The following is a 19,329-nucleotide window of genomic DNA, read 5'->3' on the forward strand; positions in this document are numbered from 1 at the left end:
AATAAGTATCGTATCCAAGAACTAGGGAGCTGTGCTATAATAGTAAGTTGTATATAAATGTCGGGTTTGGGGAGTGAATCAGCTTTGTCTTTGATTGTGATGAAATTTGGCGGCAGCTCTGTAGGTACGCCTGAGAGAATGCAGCTTGTAGCAAAGCGAATTATTGAAAGGCAGCAAGAGGGCAATGAGATTATCGTAGTCGTGTCTGCAATGGGAGATACGACGGATGATTTGATTGATCAATCCAAACAGCTAAATGCGAATCCTCCCGCTCGCGAGATGGATATGCTTTTGTCTGTTGGGGAACAAATTTCAATTTCCTTGCTATCGATGACGATCCATCAGCAAGGCCATTCTGCTGTATCATTTACAGGATGGCAGGCAGGTATGATTACAGAGAAAGAGCATGGCAAGGCAAAAATTAAAAAAATTGATCCGCATCGCGTAATAACCGCTGTCAAGAATGGATCAATTGCGATTGTGGCGGGCTTTCAAGGCATGAGTGAGGATGGAGAAATTACTACACTCGGACGCGGCGGCTCGGATACAACAGCAGTTGCTTTGGCAGCAGAGGTTGGCGCTGACGCATGTGAAATATATACAGATGTAGACGGCGTATATTCAACTGATCCGCGTGTTGTAAAACGCGCCCGCAAGCTTGACAATATTTCCTATGATGAAATGCTGGAGCTTGCAAACCTTGGAGCAGCAGTCCTGCATCCAAGAGCTGTAGAATATGCTAAACATAATAATGTGAAGCTGGTTGTACGATCAAGCTTTACACACAATGAAGGAACAGTTGTGAGGGAGGAAGCAATAATGGAGCAAGGGGTAGTCGTTAGCGGCATTGCTTTTGATAAAAATGTAGCTCGTATCAGCATTTTAGGAGTTGAGGATGAGCCGGGAGTACTGGCGCATGTGTTCGGCGCGCTGGCTGATAACGGCATTGATGTTGATATTATTGTGCAAAGCGGCGTTCAGGATGGAAAAGCTGATTTCTCCTTTACTTTGTCGAGAAACGATGTAGACAAGGCGCTTCAAGTTATTGAATCCATCCGTGAAACAGTGACGCATCGTGAAGCTACCTCTGATGATAATTTGGTGAAGGTTTCTATCGTTGGCGCTGGCATGGTGAGCAACCCTGGCGTTGCAGCCAAAATGTTCGCTACGATTTCTTCACTCGGCGTAAGCATCAAAATGGTCAGCACATCTGAAATTAAATGCTCCTGCGTAATTGCCCCGGATAAATTGTCTGAGGTAGTTATTGCACTGCATACGGCATATGGTCTTGATGCTGAAACTGAAGTATTTGTCGGCGGTCCTAAAGAAAGAAGATAGTTGAAGCAAGTCAGTCAGCTCGGAACTCATAGATTTGATCATAAAAATTAATATAACACCTCGTTTGTCAGCTTAGCTGGCAGTCGAGGTGTTTTTTAATTGATTTTTGGGTGTGCGAACAGCTTTGTATGTTTTTTCGTACCAACGAGTGCCGCACGGGTCACGATAGAGGCATTTTGTACGTTTTTTCGTACAAACAGGTACAGCACTATTGTCTGGTTGTCGTAATCGTTTCGTATGGATTAAAGCGAATAAGCTTGTTATCCAATAATAGCGGCACATCGTCAAGCACATCTGTTTGCGAGCAGGCAATAACATCTGCCTCTTGACCGGAACGCAGCAGTCGCTTTCCGCATTTGCTTTGCCTAAGCACATCCTCTGCTTGATTTTCATAATGCTTGTAAAGCGCCAGCATAGCATGACCGAGGTCATCTAGCACGACAGGCTCAGCCAATCCGCCGGACATAAGCGAATCAATAAGCATTCCGGCACAATAGCCGTCCTCGATGGCAAACTGATCCTGATGGCCGGCGCAAAAGATAACAACATCACGATTAAGCAGCTTCAGCGTCTCGGCTGCAGCCTGCACGTTCAGTAAAGATACGGCGATTAAATAATCGGATCGCATTGCTTTTTTTATCGCTCTTGTGCCATTCGTTGTCGTAATAATCATTCTGCGGTTAAGTAATTTTTGCTGTGTCAGCTCGGTAGGCGAATTGCCAAGCTCGAAGCTGGCTATTTTTCGTCCGAACCTTTCACCGGCGAGTATATCGTTATCCAGCTTCATCTGTCTGGCTTCCATTACCGTTTCTACAGGAACGACACTTTCGGCTCCCAATGATAAAGCTGCTGCAATCGTGCTTGTAGCTCTCAGCACATCTATTACGGCAACTGACTTAAAAGGAAAATAAGCTGCGCTAGCCTCATTAACATGCGATATCACTTGAATTTCCATTTGGATCACAGTCCCTTTTGTATGATGCATATGACCATTTATTTCATACATCATATGCCTAATTTTTAGGCATGTGTGCAGCATGATATGTAGACGAGCCTGCATATACATAATTATGAGGATGGAAAGGAGGGAAGCCAATGATTAATAAAATTGTCCTGACTATGGGTTCCTTGCGTATTTTTTCCGGCATGATTGAAATTGCGGCCGCATTGCTGATCCTTCGCTGGAACAGCATTGATCGGGCATTAGTCATTAATTCATCACTGGCTCTGGTTGGGCCGCTTATTTTGATTACTACGACGACAGTCGGCTTGGTAGGGTTATCTGACAAGCTGTCTGCTTCCAAATTTTTATGGGTAGCCGCAGGTGTAACCTGCTTAATGATCGGTATATTGAAAAAATGATAGAGCCCGACTCTAGCAAAATAAAAATAACGTATAAGCAGCTCCAAGACATATTTTCAAAAGACAAGCATACAATGGGAACTACGCAACAATCATCCGGGAGTGATGGCTTATGCTGGCGCAGGTCGCGCATTTATTGCCGCAAGAGATGAGAGCTTTGCTTGAAAAGCTACCAAAGGATATTCAAACGGATTTAGAAGAAATAAGAATAAGAGAAGGCAGGCCGCTTGAAATCGGCTATAGAGGTCAGTCGAGACTAGTTGCGAAGGACGGGCTAGTGGCCTGGACGAGTGACGAAGCGTTTATTCCGGCTAGCGAGCACTGCCGAATGTTGCTAGAGCGAATAACTAATTATTCGCTGTATGCGATGGAGGAGGAGCTGCGCCGGGGGTATATTACAGTATCGGGCGGACACCGAATTGGACTCGCGGGCAGAACAGTGCTGGATCAGGGAAGCGTGAAAGGAATTCGCGACATCGGAGCTTTTAATATAAGGATCGCTAGAGAGGTTATAGGAGCAAGCAAGTCATTGCTGCCAGCGCTTATTGATACGAAGAGGCGCACCTTAAGCTCGACGCTGATCATTGCTCCGCCACAGCAAGGCAAAACAACGATTATACGAGATCTGGCGAGATCGATAAGCTACGGCTATTGGCAAACGCCTGAAAGCCGCGGCTGGCCAGGCAGAAAAGTCGGCATCGTCGATGAACGGTCAGAAATAGCAGCATGTGTAAAAGGCATCCCGACCTTTGATGTAGGTCCGAGGACAGATGTTATGGACGCTTGCCCAAAGGCGGAAGGAATGATGATGCTGCTGCGCTCCATGTCGCCAGAGGTGCTTATTGCTGACGAAATCGGCCGCATTGAGGATGGCGCAGCTATAACAGAGGCGGCTCATGCCGGTGTTAATGTTATTGCCACTGCTCATGCCTATGATTTCAACGAAGCGGTTGGCAGGCCTGTTCTGTACAAGCTGCTTAAGGAAGGAGCCTTCTCGCTGGTTGTGCAGCTAAGAAGAACAACGGACGGCATATCGCATCAGGTGGCCAAAACAGCGGACATAATGAACCAGCCTTCGCGCAGCTATGAAGCAGGGTTAACAAGATGGTAAAGCTGATCGGTGCTTTGTTCGTACTGTTTGCAGGCACGATGATCGGCTTTCAGCAGGCTGCAAAATTCGCTGAAAGACCGCGTCAATTGCGACAGCTTGTTCATATGCTGCAAAGACTGATTACAGAAATAAGCTACGGCTATACACCCCTGCCAGAGGCATTGAAGCGCGCAGCAGGAATTGGGAAAGGCCCAATAGCCGCTATGTTTGCAGAAGCAGCGAAAGGCCTTTTGTCCGGAAGCGAGCAATCCTTTGAGCAGCATTGGAAAACGGCCATTGATGAATATTGGGGCCACACTTGTATGCGGAGCAACGAACAGGCTGTACTATACAGGCTTGGCACATCGCTTGGCATAAGCGATGCAAACGATCAAATTAAGAACTTGCAGCTCGCAATCGATCAAATCAAGCTTGAAGAGCAGGCTGCAAGGGAGGAGCAAGGGAAGTATGAAGCGATGTGGAAAAGCCTAGGGGTATTAACCGCTGTGCTCATTATTATTTTAATGATGTAAGAGGGTGCCTGCGTTGATGAATATGGATGTGAGCGCAATATTTCAGATTGCCGGCATTGGCATCATTATTGCGATGATTCACTCAGTGCTGAAGCAGATGGGAAAAGAGGACATGGCGCATTGGGTCACTTTAATCGGATTTGTCGTCGTTTTATTTATGGTAGTCCGCTTGTTAAACGATCTTTTCCAGGAAATTAAAACTATTTTTTTGTTCCAGTAGGTGAGCAGTGTGGAAATGATTCAGATCGTTGGGCTTGGCATTATTGCCACCGTATTGATCATCGTAATAAGGGAACAAAAACCGATGTTTGCTTTTTTGCTTGCTTCTTTTACAGGGCTGTTCATTTTATTATTCGTAATTGGAAAGATAGAGGCAGTTATTGCGGTTATTGAGGATCTGGCCAATCGCTCGGGCATTCCATCCATTTACCTGAAGACGATTTTGAAAATAATCGGGATTGCCTATATTGCAGAATTCGGGGCGCAAATTGTACGGGATGCTGGTCAGGAGGGGATAGCTTCCAAAATAGAGTTCGCAGGGAAAGTTTTTATACTCGTCATGGCCATTCCGATTATTAGCGTTATCGTAGAAACGATACTCGGATTGCTGCCGGACGGGGGTGGGTGACATGCTTTTGGAGAAGGATTTTCAAAAAAGAAAAATACTTTTCTGCTTGCTTGGGATGGCATTTTTGTTCGTTATGTTGCTTCCTATGGGAGGAATATATGCAGATTCCGGCAAACAGCCGCTGAACGAAACAGAAAGCATTCCAGTATCCTCGCCCAAGCAGCAAATCGAAGAGCTGGACATCAGCGCAGTTGAATCCTATTGGAATAAACTGGGGAGCGAGTACGGCGGTTTTTTTCCGGATCGACATATTCCAAGCTTTATGGAAATGCTGATGCCTGGCGGCGAAGGCTTGAAGCTTTCGCAAATGGTGCAAGGGCTGCTGCGTTATTTATGGCATGAAGTGCTATACAATGGCAAGCTGCTCGTCACAATCGTTATGCTGACTGTTTTTAGTATGGTGCTCGAAACGCTGCAGAGTGCTTTTGAGAGAAATACAGTAAGCAAGGTTGCATATTCGATCACGTACATGGTGCTCCTAATTATTGCGGTCAACAGCTTTTACGTAGCTATTGGTTATGCCAAGGATTCCATTCAGAGCATGATTCAATTTATGCTCGCCATGGTTCCGCTGTTGCTCACACTGCTTGCCTCCATGGGCAGCATTGTAACGGTATCTATTTTGCATCCGCTAATTATTATGATGATACACGTCGTTGGAACTGTCATTTATACCGTTGTTTTTCCTCTATTATTTTTCTCTGCTGTCCTGCATATTGCGAGCGCTTTGTCGGACAAGTATAAAGTAACACAGCTGGCTAATTTGCTCAGATCGATTGGGGTAAGCATTTTAGGCGTACTGCTGGCTATATTTCTAGGGGTTATATCGGTACAGGGTGCAACAGGAGCAGTTACAGACGGGGTTACGGTGCGCACAGCCAAGTATGTAACAGGCAATTTTATTCCAGTGGTAGGTAAAATGTTTTCAGATGCGGCTGATACAGTTATATCCGCTTCGATGATCGCGAAAAATGCGGTAGGAATAGCAGGCGTCATTATTATTTTATTTCTTAGCGCATTTCCCGCAATAAAAATATTAACATTGGCCTTAATCTATTATATCGCTGCAGCTGCCATGCAGCCGCTTGGCTCTTCGCCCATCGTCACCTGCCTGCAAACGATCGGAAAAACGATGATTTACGTGTTTGCTTCGCTGGCAGCTGTAAGCCTTATGTTTTTTTTGGCAGTAACCATTATATTGACGGCTGGCAATGCGGCAATGATGGCGAGATAGCTTTGCGGCAGGCAGGCGCACTTAGGGGGGAGTGAATTGACCTCATGGCTGGTTGAATGGCTTCGCAATATTATAGCTGTTATCCTGCTGGCAGTGATTGTAGATATGCTGCTGCCGAATAAAACGATGCAGCGCTATGCAAGACTGGCGATTGGCTTAATTATTTTGCTGACGATCTTATCGCCGATTTTAAATCTTCTGAAGCAGGATGTCGGCAAGAAGCTGGAGGAGAGTGTGAAAATATGGGATCAGCGATCGATCGAAAAGGGTATCAAAATGCCTACGCTTGAAGATATTCAAAAAAAAGGGGAAGCTTTGCAAAAAAAATACCAATCTGACGCCTTGTCATTAACCGAGCAAACGATCGAGCAGGCCATGCTTGAGCAGCTGGAGCAGCAAATTGATCAGGAAATTTTATCGGTTTCTGTACAGCTGGAGCTGCATGACAGCAGCGATGCACATGCCAAAATCGAGCAGGTAGTCGTAACGGTCAGACAGCCACAGCAGGGGGCCGAGAATGCAATCGAAGGGAACGGTGGAAGCAAGGCAAGCGGAGAGACAGATATTACAGCTATTGCCCCGATCGCGCCCATCAAGCCTGTTGAAATTGCGATAAAAGAATTATCCTCATCTATTGATGTGACTGATGCAAATCAAGGGATGGAGAATGCGGAAGCGGCAGAGAAAAATGAGCATTTTCCTGACGCAGAGCTGGAGAAGCAAATCAAAAGGATGATTTCAACCCGATGGGAGGTGAATGAGCGGCTAGTCATAATTAAAGCTTTAGCTTAAGCATCAGCTCGAGTTTGGAATGGTACAGGAAGGGAGAGATAGCATTGTGGCCAAGTGGCTGGAGCGTATTGAAAAAGCGATAGGTGGCGGACCAGGCGGGCCAAAGCGAGTGCGTTCACTTCGCCTATTGCTCATCATTGGCGGAGTAGGTGCGGCGCTTATGCTGCTTAACTCTTTCCTGCCATTTAAACCGGTAGAGCGTTATGCGGAGCAGGAGACTGTGCCGCCGGAAACTTCTGAGGCATGGTCCAAGCAAGACACGTCAGGCTCTATGTTTGAAGCTTATGAGCATCCGATCGAAAATCGCCTGAAGGACATACTGGAGCAAATCGTTGGTGTAGGCAAGGTGGATGTGCTAGTTACGATTGATTCTACAGAGGAAATTGTAATCGCAAGCGCCATTTCAGAGTCTCAGCAAATCACGGATGAAAATACTGGGAACGGCGGCAGGCGGCATATTACTTCCGTAACAAAGAACGGGCAAATTGTTTTGCATGAGGTATCAGGCGACAGCAAGCCAATTGTTACCAAGACGATAAATCCTCGAATAAGAGGCATTCTCATCGTTGCCAGCGGCGCAGAAAACGCGACAGTCAGGAAGCTGATCACACAAGCGGTTGAACGCGGCGTTAATATAGCTGTAAATCGAATTTCTGTAGTACCTAGAAAACAATAATGAACTTATTTTGGGAGGGTAAACGAAAATGAATACAAAAAGACAAACAATATGGCTAGTGTCGATGCTCAGTTTAATGGTGGTGCTGTCCGCGTATTACTTGTTTACACAGGATACCAGTGATAATAAAGCGTTAACGGACAACGGCAATCCCAAAGGCGAAGTAACGGAGGTTGCAGGCGAGAACGATAAAACGATTGTGAATAATGATGAGCTGAATGAAGAAATACTTGCAAAGATTGAACGTGAAGGCATTTTGCAGGGCGGCATTTTCGATAATTTGCAAACGAAGCGCGATCAGTACTTGGATTCTGAATATGACCGCATTTTGTCCTCGATAACTAATTCAGGTGACAGCAATGAGGAAGTAACAGCAGCCTTTGCTGAGCTGCAAAAATTTGAAGACAATGCATCAAAGATTAAATCGCTTGAAGATAAGCTGATGGAAAAATACGATGTGGCACATATCGACCAAACAGAGGATGTTTTGAACATCGTCGTCTCCAGCAGCAATATGAATAAAAGCGAGGCAGCTGAAATTATAGAAGAAGTAATGAGCGTCATGGCTGTAAAGCCTAATCAAGTATCTGTCCAATACGTGCCGTAAAGATCAGAATTGCAGCTAGCGGGGCATAAGCTTTGAGTGGTTTGGCTGAATGCCGGACAGCTCAAAGCTTTTTATTTTGTCCCAGCTCAAATAAATGCTATACTCTTTTATATTTCAAAAAGAATCGCTGCGCGTTTTTGGCTATGGGCTCTGCTGTTTCTAGGTGAAATATATATTTTAAAAAATGATTCGTGTTCTTCCGTATTTATGTTATAATGTGTTACGTTATGTGAATAAGAGGAGTGATTACGTTCATGTTTAAATTGAGCGAGATTAAAGAATTGATCAAGCTAGTCGATCAAACATCCGTTCAGGAGTTGGAAATTGAAAATGAAGGAGCACGTCTGCTTATCCGCAAGCCTGGAAAAACAGAAGTTTTAAATGTTCAAACTGCTCCAATTACGCATACATACACGCAAGCCCCTGCAGTGGCAGCTCCGCAGCCGATAGCAGAAGCTGTAATCCAGCCAAGCGCAGCAGCGCCGGAAGCATCCGCCAAGGATAACTTGCATCGCATTGTATCTCCTATGGTAGGAACTTTTTATGCAGCGCCATCACCTGAAGCGCCTGCTTTTGTCAAGGTTGGCGATCGCGTAAATGATAAGAGTGTCGTTTGTATTCTTGAGGCAATGAAGTTGATGAATGAGCTGGAAGCTGAAGTGAACGGCGAAATTGTTGAGGTATTAGTTTCTAACGGCCAGCTCGTTGAATTTGGCCAGCCGCTCTTCCTTGTTAAGGCGGACTAACTAATCTCCCCAATTCAATTGGGAAATTGTCGTTTGAAAGGGGTTCCTACGTGAAATTCCAAAAAATATTAATTGCGAATCGCGGCGAAATCGCAGTTCGAATTATTCGCGCTTGCCGTGAATTAGGCATTAGTACTGTTGCTGTTTATTCTGAAGCGGATAAAGATTCCTTGCATGTCAAGCTTGCAGATGAAGCTTATTGCATCGGTCCGACACCATCGAAGGACAGCTATTTGAATTTAACTAACATTATGAGTGTTGCTACATTAACAGAATGTGATGCGATTCATCCGGGCTATGGATTCTTGGCTGAAAATGCTGATTTTGCAGAAATTTGCGAGTCATGCAACATTACATTTATAGGACCATCGCCGGAAGCGATCAGCAAAATGGGTGATAAATCAGTTGCTAAATCGACGATGAAGGAAGCTGATGTGCCGATCATTCCAGGTTCAGACGGTTTGATTGAGGATATTGATGAAGCGATTAAAGTAGCTCGCGAAATCGGCTACCCTGTCATTATTAAAGCGACTGCAGGCGGCGGCGGCAAAGGAATTCGCATCGCTGAGAACGAAGAGTCGCTAGTTTCTCAAATTACGACTGCGCAGCAGGAAGCGCAAAAAGCTTTCGGCAATGCCGGCGTATATTTGGAGAAGTATTTAACCGGCATGAAGCATGTCGAGATTCAAATTGTAGCTGACAAGCATGGCAACGCCGTGCATCTGTTCGAGCGCGATTGCTCTGTGCAGCGCAGACGCCAGAAGCTGATTGAAGAGGCGCCTTGCCCAATCATGACGCCTGAGCTTCGCGAGCGCATGGGACAAGCTGCCGTACGCGCGGCACTGGCTGTGGAATATTCCGGAGCAGGCACACTTGAGTTTTTGCTGGGCCCAGACAATCAGTTTTATTTTATGGAAATGAATACCCGAATTCAGGTTGAGCATCCGGTAACCGAGATGATCACCAATGTTGATCTCATAAAGGAAATGATTTCAATTGCTGAAGGCGAACCATTATCCTTCAGTCAAGAGGATTTGAAAATAAACGGCTGGTCTATTGAATGCCGCGTAAATGCAGAGGATTCTGAGCGTAATTTCATGCCTTCTGCAGGACATATTCCGTTCTATCTGCCGCCAGGCGGAGCAGGTGTGCGTGTGGATAGCGCTGTTTATCCCGGCTATACCATTTCACCACATTACGATTCGATGATTGCGAAGCTTATCGTATGGGGCGCTAACCGCGAGGAAGCAATTGCACGAATGAAGCGGGCGCTGGAGGAGTTTGCCATTGAAGGCATTAAGACAACAATTCCGTTCCATTTGAAGGTGCTGAATCACTCGAAATTTATTAAGGGCGATTTCGATATTAAATTCCTTGAGGAATATGACATTAACCAGCAGTAAACATTCAATTAGAATAGTTTGTCATATTTTCGGCTGAATGTTATAGTATAGAAATAAGATGCGGATGTAGGCTTGTCAACGGAGCCGTTAACGCGCAACTTTAGGGAGGTGTACAACCAACATGAGTACGATCGCTGCTGATTATGAGAAAACGGAAATCGGAACTATTCAAATTGCCCCCGAAGTCATCGCAGTTATTGCAGGTCTTGCCACAATCGAAGTGCAAGGCGTAGCTGGCATGAGCGGTGGCCTTGCTGGAGGCATTACTGAATTGCTCGGCCGTAAAAACCTGTCAAAGGGCGTAAAAGTAGAGGTTGGACAGCGTGAAGCTGCTGTGGACGTATCCATCATTGTGGAATATGGCAACAAGATCCCCGAGATCGCTGCTAATATTCAAAGCAATGTGAAACGTTCAATCGAAATGATGACTGGGTTGCATGTGGTTGAAGTAAATGTTCATATCCATGATGTTTATTTCAAGCCTGCCGAAAAACCTGAAGAGGAAGATCAGAACTATCGAGTTAAATAGATAGCAATGCGCACTAGAAATGTACAACCCCCTTGTGATTGGGCATGCCGCTTTCGCACTTGGGGGTTTTCATTCGAGTCCGCGGGAGGAGACGCACAATGATTAAAGTTGTAGATAAGCTGTTTTTATTTTTGTACAGCATTGTAATCATTATCATCTCTTTGTTTGTAGCTGGAGCAGGCTTTGGCTGGATCCCTAAAGATATGTTGAATGATGGGATTACCTATTTGTACGAAGAGAAATCGCTTCAAATCACGGTAATATCAATAAGTGCTGTATTCCTTTTGATCAGTATTCGTTTCTTGATTGTTTCATTATATAGAGGCTCTGCAACATCACCTTCGATCGACCAGAGAACAGATTTTGGAGATATTAGAATTTCTATCGAAACAATCGAGAATTTGGCGCTTAAAGCAGCATCGCGTCAGCGTGGCGTAAAGGATTTAAGAGCGAGAATAAAAGTGACAGAGGCTGGCTTGGATATTGTGCTGCGCACCGTTATCGACGGCGAAACTTCAATTCCGCAGCTGACAGAAGAAATTCAAAGTACTGTTAAAACACATGTTGAAGAAATTACGGGCATGCCGGTAGCCAATGTAGCTGTATTTGTTGCTAATGTTATTCAAGCCAATACTTTCAAAAGCCGCGTAGAGTAGAAAAGGGGGCTTGCTGATGTTCAGGGAGTTCTGGAATATCTATTGGAAGCGGATATTAGGCGTTGCGTCAGGCGTTTTATGCGGGATCGTTTATTTATGCTTCGGTTTTTGGGACATGCTATTCGTAGCGCTTCTAGTATTTGTCGGTTATTCTATAGGCAAATATAAAGAAATGAACGAAGGGCCTGTATTGCCGCTGCATCGATTATGGGAAGCCTTGCTTGATCGCTTCAGGCCTTTTAAGTAATCCTGTGGTCTCCTCCGTTCTCCGGATTCCTTCTATTCGGAGCAGGGAGGAGATCATAGGTTTTTTCGAATTATAGGCAAGTACAGACACGCGGATATGCGGATACGGAGGATACATGAGACGACGATTAGCAAGAGAAATAGCGGTATCAGGCTTATACCAAACGGAAATGAACGAAGTAACGATTAAAGAGGCTGTCGATATGATTATGGACGAGCTTCGTGGCGAGAATGAAATTGGCGGAGATCTTCATGGGCTGGAAGGGACTGAAGCCTTCGCGCGAGAGCTTGCTTATGGTGTGGCGGAGCGCAGGGAAGCGATTGATGATATGCTGCGGCAGTATTTGACAGGCTGGCAGGTAGATCGTCTATCGCGAGTTGATCGCCAAGTATTAAGGCTTGCTTGCTTCGAAATCATGTTCCGAGATGATGTACCGCCGAAAGCAGCCGTTAACGAAGCGATTGAAATTGCAAAGCATTATGGTAATGAAGAATCGGGTAAATTCGTCAATGGTGTACTGGGCAAGTTCATTTCAATCGCAGATGAATGGAAGCAAAAAGAAACGAAGGAGTAGACAAAGACGAATTTTGATATAAGGAGTAGATCGGTAAATGAGCGCACAAAAAATTGAAGGTAAAAAAATTTCTGATCAAATTCGCGAGGAGCTTATTGCTGAGACGGCCAGGTTAAAGCAGCAGGGTGTAACTCCTGGCTTGGCGGTCGTACTGGTTGGTGAGGATCCTGCTTCCAAGGTATATGTTGGCTCCAAGGAAAAGGCTTGCGAGCAGGTCGGTTTTTATTCCGAGGTTCACCGTTTGCCGGCTGAAACGAGCGAGACGGAATTGCTTGCGCTTATTGAGCGCTTGAATAATCAAGACAGCATTAACGGTATTTTAGTTCAATTGCCACTGCCGGACCATATTAATGAGAAAGCAGTCATTGATGCAATTAGCGTCGAGAAAGATGTCGACGGTTTCCATCCGCAAAGCGTCGGAAATCTAGTCATCGGCGACGACAGCTTGCTGCCATGCACCCCAGCAGGCGTAATTGAGCTTATTAAGCGCAGCGGAGTGGAAATTGCAGGCAAGCATGCCGTAGTTATCGGCAGAAGCAATATTGTTGGCAAGCCGGTAGCTATGCTGCTTATGCGTGAGCACGCAACCGTTACGATCTGCCATTCCAGAACAGCGAATATGAGCGAAATTGCTAAGCAGGCAGATATACTGGTCGTTGCGATCGGCAAACCGAAAGCGATTGACAGCAGCTTTGTGAAGCCGGGCGCTATCGTCATTGATGTAGGCATTAACCGCATGCCTGACGGAAAGCTTGCTGGAGATGTAGATTATGAGGATTGCTTGGAAAGTGCTGCCTTTATTACTCCCGTCCCTGGCGGAGTTGGTCCGATGACCATTACGATGCTTATGAAAAATACGTTGACTGCAGCAAAAAGGGCTAATGGAATTAAGGGGTGATCGGATTGGCCAATCAGCCTCATATTTATTCCATCAAAGAAATTAACAAATATGTGCGAATGAAGATGGAATCGGATGCGCTGCTGAGCGATGTATGGCTCAGAGGCGAAATATCTAATTTTGTTCATCATTCCAGCGGGCATATGTATTTTACTTTGAAAGATAAAGACAGCAAGCTGAAGTCTGTTATGTTTGCGTCCTACAATACAAGACTCCCTTTTATCCCAAAGGAAGGCACAAAGGTGCTTGCTCGAGGCAGCATAAACGTATTCGAGCGTGATGGAACCTATCAGTTCTATGCTACAGCGATGCAGCCTGACGGTAAAGGCAGCTTGTATCTTGCTTACGAGCAGTTGAAAAATCGACTGGATGAGGAAGGCTTGTTTGCTGCTGCGCGCAAACGGGCCATTCCTGTCTTTCCCCGGTCAATTGGCATTGTTACATCCCCAACCGGCGCGGCGGTGCAAGATATTATTACAACGCTGCAGCGGCGTTATCCGGTTATACCTATATATATTTATCCTGTGCTTGTGCAAGGCAAGCAGGCAGCCCCGTCAATAGCCGCTGCAATTGATGCGATGAATCGGCACAGCGCTTGCGACGTGCTGATAATCGGCAGGGGCGGCGGTTCATTGGAAGAGCTTTGGGCTTTTAATGAAGAAATAGTTGCAAGAAGCATTGCTGCTTCGCAAATTCCTGTTATTAGCGCAGTCGGTCATGAGACAGATTTTACAATTGCTGATTTTGTAGCCGACCTGCGAGCAGCGACGCCTACAGCAGCGGCTGAGCTTGCCGTACCGCATTTGCTGGAGTTGAAGCAGCAGCGAGCACGAGCAGAGCAGCGCCTGCAGCTTGCAATGAAGGCGCTTATACAAGCAAACAAAGAGAAACTGACGCGGCTTAAACGTTCTCCTTTCTTTATGCAGCCTCGCAAGTATATGCTGGATCAGACGCAGCGGCTTGATCGCTTGACAGAGCAGCTGGAGGGCAGAACAAGACAGCTGGTGAAGCAGCGCTATATTCAATTAGCGCAGCAGCAGGCCGCCTTGGCAGGCAATCATCCTGGCGCGCAAGTGCTTTATTTGAAAAAGCAGCTGGAAGGCTTTAATAAGCGGATGAATAATTCGATTCACGCAAGCCTCAAGGAAAACAAACTGAATTTGACAGGGAAAATAAAGCAGCTGGATGCGCTTAGTCCGCTTAAAGTAATGGCGCGCGGCTATAGCTTAGTATACGATGAGCTGGAAAATCATATTATCGGCAGCATTGATCAGGTCCAAGATGGCGATAAAGTAAAAGTAAAGTTGTCAGATGGGCAGTTAGATTGTGTTGTACAATCCAAACGAGGTGAGCCACATGGTAGAAACAACGACTAATCTTGAGACGTTAAGCTTCGAGCAAGCAATGGAGCGATTAGAGCTCATTGTCGCTCAGTTGGAAAACGGGGATGTTCCGCTGGAAACTGCCATTGAGCTGTTTCAGGAGGGGATGGCCCTCTCCCGTTTATGCGGCGGAAAGCTTGAGCAGGTAGAAAGCAAAATTCATTTGCTGATTGAATCGGAGCACGGGCTGCAACAAAAACCGTTTGTATCTTCAAACGAGGAAAAAGGGGAATAAGCTTGGAACAACTGGCTGCTATTTCTATATATCTGAAACAATCCGCTGCCCGCGTTGAGGCGGCAATGGCAAAATCATTATCAGCAGAATGGGATGTGCCTGATCAGCTTCGAAAGGCTATGGCTTACTCGCTTGAAGCAGGAGGTAAACGGATTCGTCCTGCGCTAGTGCTGGCAGCTGCAGAAGCGGTTCATGGCGCTGAGGAAGCAAGCGAGCATGCACTGCCCGTCGCTTCAGCTATTGAGTATATACATACCTATTCATTGATTCATGATGATCTTCCAGCGATGGACAATGATGATTTTCGCAGAGGGAAGCCAACTAACCACAAAGTATTTGGAGAAGCGCTGGCTATTTTAGCAGGGGATGCTTTATTGACGCACGCTTTTTATCTGGTATCCGAGGTTGCAGGCAAAGGTGCGGTTAGCGCTGAGCAGACTTTGCGTATCGTAGCAGATCTTGCCCGTTTGGCTGGCCCAAGCGGGATGGTTGGCGGTCAAGTGGCTGATATGGAAGGCGAGCAGGGCATTACATCCATAGAAGAGCTCGAATATATACATTTGCATAAGACAAGCGATCTGGTTATATTCTCTGCAACAGCAGGAGGCCGCATCGGCGGCGCTACTGAGCAGCAGTTGAAGCAGCTGGCGTATTATGGGCGGAATATTGGACTAGCCTTTCAAATCCAGGACGATATTTTAGATTTAACTGGCGACGAGCAAAAGCTTGGCAAAAAAACAAATAGCGACATAACACAAAGTAAAGTAACGTATCCATATTTGTATGGTTTAGAAGAAAGCAAGGCCAAAGTGGAGAAGCTGACTCATGATGCCAAAGCGGCCATTCTGGATGCGAAATTTGCAGCTCCAGAGCGTTTATTGCAAATTGCAGATTATTTGGTGCATCGCGATCATTAGATAGCTCAGGAAATTGGGCAACTGGCGATGAATATGCTATACTAGCATAAAATTGTATCGTTCATAGGACAGCTTAGCAAGAATAGACTGTCCGCGAAAGCGAGGAAAAAATCGTGCTGCTAGATAAAATTAACGGTCCTCAGGATTTAAAAGGCTTATCAACTGATCATTTGGAACAGTTGGCGGCGGAAATTCGCCATTTTCTAGTTGAGAAATTGTCTGCGACAGGCGGTCATCTTGCTCCTAACCTGGGAGTTGTTGAGCTCACTATCGTTATGCATTATTTGTTCAACAGTCCAGAGGATAAGTTTATTTTTGATGTGGGACATCAATCTTATGTGCACAAAATGCTGACTGGAAGAAAAGATAAATTTGATACATTACGTAAATATAAAGGCCTGTGCGGTTTTGTTAAACGTTCCGAAAGCGAGCATGACGTATGGGAGGCCGGACATAGCAGTACATCATTATCAGCAGCTATGGGGATGGCTTTAGCTCGCGATTTGAAGGGCGAGACTAATCGCGTAGTCGCTGTAATTGGCGACGGTGCGCTTACAGGCGGCATGGCGCTGGAAGCATTGAATCATATCGGACATGAAAAAAGAAAAATGATCGTTATTCTTAATGATAATGAAATGTCGATCGCACCTAACGTTGGCGCGATGCATCATTATTTAGGTAAAATCCGTTCTGACCGCCATTACCAGAAAGCTAAGGAAGAGCTGCAGCAATTTTTAAACAAAATTCCTGCAATTGGCGGCAAGCTGGCCAAAACAGCAGAGCGTTTTAAGGACAGCCTGAAATATTTGCTCGTAAGCGGCATTTTGTTTGAGCAATTCGGCTTAACTTATCTAGGTCCGGTTGATGGCCATGACATTGACCAGTTAAAAGAGATTATGAAACAGGCTGACGCTATTCAAGGGCCTGTGCTTGTGCATGTCCTGACAATAAAAGGAAAAGGCTACAAGCCAGCAGAGAATGACTCCCATACTTGGCATGGCGCATCGCCTTACAAAATAGAATCAGGCAAAATGATTAAAGCAGTTGGACCGCCAATGTATACGCAAGTATTCGGCGATATGCTGATCGAGCTTGCCGAGCAGGATAAACGTATCGTAGCCGTAACGCCCGCCATGCCTGGCGGTTCAGGCCTAATGAGTTTTGCAGAAAAATTCCCTGATCGTATGATCGATGTCGGCATTGCTGAGCAGCATGCGGCAACGATGTCAGCTGCGCTGGCAATGGAGGGCTTAAAGCCTGTGTTTGCCGTGTATTCGACTTTTCTGCAGCGTGCTTACGACCAGGTTATTCATGATATTTGCAGGCAGAATCTGAATGTTGTATTTGCGATTGACCGTGCAGGCTTTGTCGGCCCGGACGGCGAAACGCATCAAGGCGTATATGATATTGCTTTCCTTCGACATGTTCCTAATATAGTTGTCATGATGCCGAAGGACGAGAATGAGCTAAGACGGATGATGAAGACGGCAATTGAGTATTCAGCAGGACCGATCGCAGTTCGTTATCCGCGAATTAACGGCTTGGGCGTTGAGCTTGATGCAAATCCGGAGCCGCTTGAAATCGGCAAGTGGGAAACAGTGCGTGAGGGCGATTCGGCAACAATTGTTGCCATAGGCCCGATGCTGGAGGTAGCTGCAGATACAGCAGATTTGCTGAAGCGTGAAGGCATGAATGTACAGATTGTCAACGCCCGCTTTATTAAACCGCTGGATGAGGAGCTGCTTCTTAAGCTGGCTAGCGAAGGCAGACGAATTATTGTACTGGAGGAAGGCACGGAGCTGGGAGGCTTTGGAAGCTCCATTCTGGAGTTCTATTCCTTAAAGGGCATTTACAATGTTCCTGTCAAAATAATCGGCGTGCCGGATATTTTTGTTGAGCATGGCTCGATAACGGAGCAGCGTGCAGAAATCGGATTAACTGCGGAACGTGTTGCCGGAGAGCTGCGCAATATGCTGCCGATTCGCATGAAGCGTGTGACAGGCAGATCATAAATAAAGGTGAATAATGACAAACAGTAAAGAAAGAATTGATGTTCTTTTAGTTGAACAGGGCTTTTTTGCAAGCCGCGAAAAAGCAAAGGCAGCTCTGATGGCCGGCCTTGTGCTTGTAGATGAGGAGCCAATAGACAAAAGCGGTACGAAAGTGCTGCGTACTGCCGCAATTAAAGTAAAGGGCGCAGTGCATCCTTATGTTAGCCGCGGCGGTTTAAAGCTTGAAAAAGCGATAAAGCTGTATCAGCTTGACTTGACGGGCAAAGCAATGCTTGATATCGGAGCTTCGACGGGCGGCTTTACGGATTGCGCGCTGCAAAATGGCGCAGCTTACGTATATGCTATCGATGTAGGCTACAATCAGCTTGACTGGTCACTTAGGCAAAATGAAAAAGTTTGCGTAATGGAGCGGACAAATTTCCGCTATTTGCAGCCTGAGGATTTGAAGGGGCCAGCACCTGAATTTGCTTCCATTGATGTATCCTTTATATCGTTGAAGCTGATACTGCCAGTACTAGCGACTTTGATTGCGCCTGGCTCTAAAGTCGTAGCCTTAATTAAGCCGCAGTTTGAGGCGGGGCGTGAAAAGGTAGGCAAAGCGGGCATCGTTCGCGAGCCGGCCGTGCATGAGGAAGTGCTTCAATCCATTACGGCTTTTGCTGCAGAGCTCGGTTTTTCGCTGCAGGGCTTAACTTTTTCTCCGATTACGGGCGGCGAGGGCAATATCGAGTTTTTGGCTTTTTGGAGCTGGACTAGTGTAGAAAACCAGCCCGCATTTGATCAAGCTGCTATCAAGCAGCTTGTCCACGAGGCTAATGCTGCCTTCAAATAATAAAATAAAAGCACCAAGGAAAGGATGCCGATCAGTAAATACTGCACAGGCATCTTTTTTGCTTTACTAAGGTGGCAACATTTGCTACACTATCTATAACCAAACAAGCGTTCGCTTAATCGATTTGCTCAAATGGAGGATATTCGATGACGAAATACGGAGATTGGTTCATAATGTTGGCTGGCGGGATTTTTATTGTAATCTGGCTTTATCGAGCGGTTTACCGCTGGCTCCATTCGCCAGTTGCCATGAATACCGTCAAGCTGGGCAAGGGCAAGCCCGTTGATCCTGACGATGAGGCGGTAAAACTGCTGAAGCGTGCCGGATATGATGTGCCCTCATGCAAGCATATTATTCGCATTCCTATTGAAGTAGACGATGAACTGCTCGAATATGGGACAAGATTGAATATAGATTACATAGCAGAGCAAGACCACTGCACATATGTTGTAAAGCTTGAAAAAGAACGTAAATCAGTAGATTATTCACCAAGCAGTCTTAGGGATCATCTGTTGATGTATTCTTTAATTTTGCCAAGCTGCTCCGGCGTATTAATCGTTAACGTGAAGGAAGCGACAGTTCGCAAAGTATCTTTCTTAATTGGATAGCAGAGCAGGTTTAAACAAAAAAGGATGGGG

Annotated in this window: 24 protein-coding genes; 23 read left to right on the top strand and 1 reads right to left on the bottom strand. The window is 45.8% G+C overall.

Features of this window, described 5'->3' with window-relative positions; genetic code table 11:
- Positions 1–84: 84 nt before the first annotated feature.
- Entirely contained in the window at positions 85–1,338 is a 1,254-nt protein-coding gene (locus tag ACRRU2_RS07165) for an aspartate kinase (protein ID WP_432500540.1), read from the top strand.
- Between the two features lie 208 nt (positions 1,339–1,546).
- Here the strand turns inward: ACRRU2_RS07165 and ACRRU2_RS07170 are convergent, their stop codons facing one another.
- Entirely contained in the window at positions 1,547–2,293 is a 747-nt protein-coding gene (locus ACRRU2_RS07170; RefSeq protein WP_432500541.1) for a 2-phosphosulfolactate phosphatase, read from the bottom strand.
- Between the two features lie 140 nt (positions 2,294–2,433).
- On the opposite strand from ACRRU2_RS07170, the gene ACRRU2_RS07175 reads away from it, so the two are divergent.
- The 22 genes from ACRRU2_RS07175 to ACRRU2_RS07280 all read left to right on the top strand — a co-directional run bounded on the left by ACRRU2_RS07175 (position 2,434) and on the right by ACRRU2_RS07280 (position 19,299).
- A complete protein-coding gene (locus ACRRU2_RS07175) occupies positions 2,434–2,700 on the top strand; it encodes a YqhV family protein (RefSeq protein WP_331698564.1) in 267 nt (88 codons plus the stop codon).
- Between the two features lie 112 nt (positions 2,701–2,812).
- Positions 2,813–3,811 carry a stage III sporulation protein AA gene (spoIIIAA, locus tag ACRRU2_RS07180; protein ID WP_331698565.1) on the top strand — a complete coding sequence of 333 codons (999 nt, stop codon included), beginning with the start codon at positions 2,813–2,815 and terminating at the stop codon, positions 3,809–3,811.
- Positions 3,805–4,323, top strand: a complete 519-nt coding sequence (gene spoIIIAB, locus ACRRU2_RS07185; protein WP_432500542.1) for a stage III sporulation protein SpoIIIAB — start codon at positions 3,805–3,807, stop codon at positions 4,321–4,323. The genes spoIIIAA and spoIIIAB overlap by 7 nt, the downstream gene beginning before the upstream one ends.
- A 16-nt stretch (positions 4,324–4,339) precedes the next feature.
- A complete protein-coding gene (gene spoIIIAC, locus ACRRU2_RS07190; RefSeq protein ID WP_331698567.1) occupies positions 4,340–4,543 on the top strand; it encodes a stage III sporulation protein AC in 204 nt (67 codons plus the stop codon).
- Between the two features lie 9 nt (positions 4,544–4,552).
- On the top strand, positions 4,553–4,951 hold the full coding sequence (gene spoIIIAD, locus ACRRU2_RS07195; RefSeq protein WP_331698807.1) for a stage III sporulation protein AD: 399 nt from the start codon (positions 4,553–4,555) through the stop codon (positions 4,949–4,951).
- A gap of 1 nt (position 4,952) precedes the next feature.
- Positions 4,953–6,185, top strand: coding sequence for a stage III sporulation protein AE (spoIIIAE, locus tag ACRRU2_RS07200; RefSeq protein WP_432500543.1), 1,233 nt, complete (start codon positions 4,953–4,955; stop codon positions 6,183–6,185).
- Between the two features lie 36 nt (positions 6,186–6,221).
- Entirely contained in the window at positions 6,222–6,977 is a 756-nt protein-coding gene (gene spoIIIAF / locus ACRRU2_RS07205; protein WP_331698569.1) for a stage III sporulation protein AF, read from the top strand.
- A 46-nt stretch (positions 6,978–7,023) separates the two neighbouring features.
- Positions 7,024–7,653 carry a stage III sporulation protein AG gene (locus ACRRU2_RS07210; RefSeq protein WP_331698570.1) on the top strand — a complete coding sequence of 210 codons (630 nt, stop codon included), beginning with the start codon at positions 7,024–7,026 and terminating at the stop codon, positions 7,651–7,653.
- Between the two features lie 28 nt (positions 7,654–7,681).
- Positions 7,682–8,260: a SpoIIIAH-like family protein gene (locus tag ACRRU2_RS07215; RefSeq protein WP_331698571.1), complete on the top strand. Its 579-nt coding sequence runs from the start codon at positions 7,682–7,684 to the stop codon at positions 8,258–8,260.
- 254 nt (positions 8,261–8,514) lie between these two features.
- Positions 8,515–9,006 carry an acetyl-CoA carboxylase biotin carboxyl carrier protein gene (accB, locus tag ACRRU2_RS07220; RefSeq protein WP_331698572.1) on the top strand — a complete coding sequence of 164 codons (492 nt, stop codon included), beginning with the start codon at positions 8,515–8,517 and terminating at the stop codon, positions 9,004–9,006.
- Between the two features lie 50 nt (positions 9,007–9,056).
- Positions 9,057–10,409: an acetyl-CoA carboxylase biotin carboxylase subunit gene (gene accC, locus ACRRU2_RS07225; protein ID WP_331698573.1), complete on the top strand. Its 1,353-nt coding sequence runs from the start codon at positions 9,057–9,059 to the stop codon at positions 10,407–10,409.
- A 121-nt stretch (positions 10,410–10,530) separates the two neighbouring features.
- Entirely contained in the window at positions 10,531–10,938 is a 408-nt protein-coding gene (locus tag ACRRU2_RS07230; RefSeq protein ID WP_331698574.1) for an Asp23/Gls24 family envelope stress response protein, read from the top strand.
- Between the two features lie 98 nt (positions 10,939–11,036).
- The gene (amaP, locus tag ACRRU2_RS07235; RefSeq protein WP_331698575.1) at positions 11,037–11,594 is read left to right on the top strand and encodes an alkaline shock response membrane anchor protein AmaP; all 558 of its coding nucleotides are present in this window, start codon (positions 11,037–11,039) and stop codon (positions 11,592–11,594) included.
- A 16-nt stretch (positions 11,595–11,610) separates the two neighbouring features.
- Entirely contained in the window at positions 11,611–11,841 is a 231-nt protein-coding gene (locus ACRRU2_RS07240; RefSeq protein WP_331698576.1) for a DUF2273 domain-containing protein, read from the top strand.
- A 115-nt stretch (positions 11,842–11,956) separates the two neighbouring features.
- Positions 11,957–12,415: a transcription antitermination factor NusB gene (gene nusB, locus ACRRU2_RS07245; protein WP_331698577.1), complete on the top strand. Its 459-nt coding sequence runs from the start codon at positions 11,957–11,959 to the stop codon at positions 12,413–12,415.
- 37 nt (positions 12,416–12,452) lie between these two features.
- Positions 12,453–13,313, top strand: a complete 861-nt coding sequence (gene folD, locus ACRRU2_RS07250; RefSeq protein WP_432500544.1) for a bifunctional methylenetetrahydrofolate dehydrogenase/methenyltetrahydrofolate cyclohydrolase FolD — start codon at positions 12,453–12,455, stop codon at positions 13,311–13,313.
- A gap of 5 nt (positions 13,314–13,318) precedes the next feature.
- The gene (gene xseA, locus ACRRU2_RS07255) at positions 13,319–14,689 is read left to right on the top strand and encodes an exodeoxyribonuclease VII large subunit (protein ID WP_432500545.1); all 1,371 of its coding nucleotides are present in this window, start codon (positions 13,319–13,321) and stop codon (positions 14,687–14,689) included.
- Positions 14,670–14,930: an exodeoxyribonuclease VII small subunit gene (gene xseB, locus ACRRU2_RS07260; RefSeq protein WP_432500546.1), complete on the top strand. Its 261-nt coding sequence runs from the start codon at positions 14,670–14,672 to the stop codon at positions 14,928–14,930. The genes xseA and xseB overlap by 20 nt, the downstream gene beginning before the upstream one ends.
- A gap of 2 nt (positions 14,931–14,932) precedes the next feature.
- Complete coding sequence (locus ACRRU2_RS07265) at positions 14,933–15,847, top strand: polyprenyl synthetase family protein (protein WP_331698581.1); 915 nt, start codon at positions 14,933–14,935, stop codon at positions 15,845–15,847.
- A 113-nt stretch (positions 15,848–15,960) separates the two neighbouring features.
- Positions 15,961–17,859 (top strand): 1-deoxy-D-xylulose-5-phosphate synthase, encoded by a 1,899-nt coding sequence (dxs, locus tag ACRRU2_RS07270; protein ID WP_331698582.1) that lies wholly within the window; start codon positions 15,961–15,963, stop codon positions 17,857–17,859.
- 13 nt (positions 17,860–17,872) lie between these two features.
- A complete protein-coding gene (locus tag ACRRU2_RS07275; RefSeq protein WP_432500547.1) occupies positions 17,873–18,691 on the top strand; it encodes a TlyA family RNA methyltransferase in 819 nt (272 codons plus the stop codon).
- 146 nt (positions 18,692–18,837) lie between these two features.
- Positions 18,838–19,299: a hypothetical protein gene (locus tag ACRRU2_RS07280; protein WP_331698584.1), complete on the top strand. Its 462-nt coding sequence runs from the start codon at positions 18,838–18,840 to the stop codon at positions 19,297–19,299.
- Positions 19,300–19,329: the final 30 nt, after the last annotated feature.

The sequence above is a fragment of the Paenibacillus sp. GXUN7292 genome (genome assembly GCF_050864975.1).
GTDB lineage: Bacteria > Bacillota > Bacilli > Paenibacillales > Paenibacillaceae > Pristimantibacillus.